The organism is Azospirillum sp. TSO22-1, assembly GCF_003116015.1.
GTDB lineage: Bacteria > Pseudomonadota > Alphaproteobacteria > Azospirillales > Azospirillaceae > Azospirillum.
In genome coordinates this window covers 1-3772 of the sequence record NZ_LGQZ01000200.1, presented here as the reverse complement: position 1 = coordinate 3772, position 3772 = coordinate 1, and the positions used below count along the sequence as shown (strand labels likewise).

3 protein-coding genes and 1 pseudogene are annotated in these 3772 nt (G+C 71.6%); all 4 read right to left on the bottom strand.

The window, feature by feature from the left end; translation table 11 throughout:
* A partial coding sequence (locus TSO221_RS33475; RefSeq protein ID WP_146208993.1) for a hypothetical protein occupies positions 1–210 on the bottom strand: 210 nt, incomplete at its 3' end.
* Between the two features lie 64 nt (positions 211–274).
* A complete protein-coding gene (gene pyk / locus TSO221_RS33470; protein WP_109122788.1) occupies positions 275–1786 on the bottom strand; it encodes a pyruvate kinase in 1512 nt (503 codons plus the stop codon).
* Positions 1787–2043: 257 nt separating this feature from the next.
* Positions 2044–3567, bottom strand: coding sequence for an altronate dehydratase family protein (locus TSO221_RS33465; RefSeq protein WP_109122787.1), 1524 nt, complete (start codon positions 3565–3567; stop codon positions 2044–2046).
* A 14-nt stretch (positions 3568–3581) separates the two neighbouring features.
* Positions 3582–3772 (bottom strand): annotated as a pseudogene (locus TSO221_RS33460) (glucuronate isomerase); the annotation flags it as partial.

Sequence of the window (3772 nt, the reverse complement as noted above, 5' to 3'; positions counted from 1 at the left end):
GAGCAGGGCGGCGACGGTGTCCCACAGCGCCTTGGTCTTGCCGGTGGCGCCGGCCAGGAAGGCGCGGTCGCCCTCGTAGGGGCTCACGTTGCGCACGATGAAGTCGCGGACGTTCACCTCGCTCCGCCACACGCCCGGCGCGAAGCCGCGCCAGGGGTCGAGGGCGGCCTTGGCCGGAGCGGCAAGCTCTTCCCGAAACAGCGTGTCCATTGCTTTTCACCTTCGAGAAAGCGCCGGCGCCCCGTCAGCGGGGGCGGCGCGGTCGGAAAACGGGTCAGTCGGCGTCGGCCATGGCGGCGCGGGCGTCGATGGCGGCGTGCTCGGAGCGGGCGCCGGGGCCGGGCTGGCTCGGCCGCTCGACCCAGGCGATGCGCAGCACGTTGGTCGAGCCGGGCATGCCGAACGGCACGCCGGCGGTGATCACCAGCCGCTGCCCGTCGTCGGCGAGGCCGTGCGCGTAGGCGATGCGCGCCGCCTTGTGCACCATGTCGGCGAAGCTCTGCACGTCCTCGGTCAGCACGGCGTGGACGCCGTAGGCCAGCATCAGCCGGCGCGCCGCGGCGCTGCTTTCGGTCAGGCAGAGGATCGGCACCTCAGGGCGCTCGCGCGCCGCGCGCAGCGTGGTCGAGCCCGAGGTGGTGTAGGTGACGATGGCCGCCGCCTTGATGGTGTGCGCCACCTGCCGCGCCGCAGCGGTGATGGCGTCGGCCGCGGTCTGCTCGGGGTCGGCGTGCTGGGCGTCCATCATGGCGCGGTAGAGCGTGTCCTGCTCGACCCGGCGGGCGATGCGGTCCATGATCGACACCGCCTCGATCGGGTAGGCGCCGGACGCCGTCTCGGCCGACAGCATCACCGCGTCGGCGCCGTCGAACACGGCGGTCGCCACGTCCGACGCCTCGGCGCGGGTCGGCGCCGGGGCGGAGATCATCGACTCCAGCATCTGCGTGGCGACGATCACCGGCTTGCCGGCCATGCGCGCCTCGCGCACGATGCGCTTCTGGATCGACGGCACGTCCTCCGGCGGCATCTCGACGCCGAGGTCGCCGCGGGCGACCATGACGCCGTCCGACAGCTCGACGATGCGCTCCAGGTGCTGGATCGCCTGCGGCTTCTCCAGTTTGGAGAGCAGCGCGGCGCGGCCGGCGATCAGCTTGCGCGCCTCGGCGACGTCCTCCGGGCGCTGTACGAAGCTGAGCGCCACCCAGTCCACCCCCTGGTCGAGGGCGAAGGCGAGGTCGGTGCGGTCCTTGGCGGTCAAGGGTGACAGCGGCAGCACGACGCCGGGCACGTTGACGCCCTTGCGGTCGGACAGCCGGGTGCCGGCGATCACCACGGTCTCGGCGAAGTCGGCGCCGCAGGCGGTGACGCGCAGGCGGACCTTGCCGTCGTCGAGCAGCAGTTCGGCTTCGGGTTCCAGCGCCGCGAAGATCTCCGGATGCGGCATGCCGACGCGCGCGGCGTCGCCGGGCTCCCTGGACAGGTCGAGGCGGAAGCTCTGGCCGGGCGTCAGGTCCACCGGGCCGCCGGCGAAGGTGCCCAGGCGCAGCTTCGGGCCCTGCAGGTCGGCCATGATGGCGATGGGGCGGCCGGTGTCGCGCTCGACCGCACGGATCGCCTTGACGCGCTCGCCGTGGTCGGCGTGGCTGCCGTGGCTGAAGTTCAGGCGGAAGACGTCCACGCCGGTCTCCACCAGCTGCCGGATCATCGCCGGTGTCGAGGAGGAGGGACCGAGGGTGGCGACGATCTTCGTCTGCCGGGTCCGGCGGATCGGGGTTTGGCTGCTCATGTCGAAGCGGTCTCCGCAAGGAGGGATGGGGCGGCGCGGCACGCGTCGTTCGCCCCTGCGCCAACGGCGCTGAATTCGCGTGGTCGTTATACTAGTATATTACTTGGAGGGCAAGCGGCGACGACGGGGTATGCCAAAGTGTCGCAGTGCAGCAGACTGGTCCGACCCCTGCCCCGACCCCCGGAAAGGGAAAGGGCACCGGCGGGCGGTGTGCCCGGCGGTGCCCTCCTGTCTCTCCCCCTCGAAGCGTCCGACGCTTACATCACCGCGCCCATCTGCCACGGTGTGAACTCGTCGGAGCCGAAGCCCAGCTCCTCGCTCTTGCTCTTGCGGCCCGATGCAGTCTCGACGATCAGGTCGAAGATGCGGCGGCCGACCTCCTCGATGGTTTCGTCGCCGGTGGCGATGGTGCCGCAATCGATGTCCATGTCGTCGGGCATGTGGCGGAACAGCGGCGTGTTGGTCGCCAGCTTCAGGCTGGGCGTCGGCTTGCAGCCGAACACCGAGCCGCGGCCGGTGGTGAAGCACAGCACGTTGGCGCCGCCCGCCACCTGCCCGGTGGCCGACACCGGGTCGTAGCCCGGGGTGTCCATGAACACCAACCCCTTGGCGGTGATCGGCTCGCCGTAGCGCAGCACCTCGACCAGATTGGTGGTGCCGGCCTTGGCGACCGCGCCCAGCGACTTCTCCAGGATGGTGGTCAGGCCGCCCTTCTTGTTGCCGGGCGAGGGGTTGTTGTTCATCTCGCCGCCGGTGCGGGTGGTGTAGTCCTCCCACCAGGCGATGCGGTCGACCAGCTTCCGGCCGACCTCCGGGCCGACGGCGCGGCGGGTCAGCAGATGCTCGGCGCCGTAGACCTCCGGCGTCTCGGAGAGCACGGCGGTGCCGCCCTGGCGCACCAGCAGGTCCACCGCGTAGCCGAGCGCCGGGTTGGCGGTGATGCCCGAATAGCCGTCCGAGCCGCCGCACTGCAGCGCCAGCGTCAGGTGGCTGACCGGGACCGGCTGGCGGGTCACGTCGTTGACCGCCGGCAGCAGCTCCTTGATCCAGCGGACACCCTCGCGCACCGCCGCCGGGGTGCCGCCGATCTCCTGGATCGACAGCGTGCGCAGGCGGTCGCCGACCGCCAGCTTCTCCGCCTCGACGAGGTGGTCGACCTGGTTGACCTCGCAGCCCAGGCCGAGGACCAGCACGGCAGCGAAGTTGGGATGGCGGGCGTAGCCGGCGATGGTGCGGCGCAGCGCCTCGATGGCGTCGCCCTTGGCGCCCATGCCGCAGCCGTAGCCGTGCGTCAGCGCCACCACGCCGTCGACGTTGGGGAAGGCGGCCAGCGCGTCGCCGCGGAACGCGTCGGCGACCATCCGCGCCGCGGTGGCGGAGCAGTTCACGCTGGTCAGCACGCCGATGTAGTTGCGCGTCGCCACCCGGCCGTCCGGGCGGACGATGCCCTGGAAGGTGGCGCGCTCCGCCTCCGGTACCAGCGCCGTCGGTTTGGCGTCGGCGCCGAAGGCGTGATCGCGCTCGAAGCTGTCGCCCATGCCGAGGTTGTGCACGTGCACGTGCTCCCCCGCGGCGATGGGCTGGGTGGCGAAGCCGATGACCTGGTTGTACTTGCGCACCGCCTCGCCGGCCGCGATCGCCTGCACCGCCACCTTGTGGCCGGCCGGGACCGGGGTCCGGCAAGCTACATCGGAGCCGGGCAGAGTCACGCCGGGCAGCAGGTCGACGCCGGCGACGACGACGTTGTCCGCGGGATGCAGGCGAATGATCAGCGAGGCCATGGTGCGGCGTCCTCTCAGAGCTTGTAGGCGTTCTTGGCGAGCCGGTAGGCGAGATCCACCGCCAGCTCGGCCGCCTCGTCCTCGTCCATACGGTGCTCGGCGACCAGACGGGCCAGGAAGGCGCAGTCGATGCGCCGCGCCACGTCGTGGCGGGCCGGGATCGAGCAGAAGGCGCGGGTGTCGTCGTTGAAGCCGACGGTGTTGT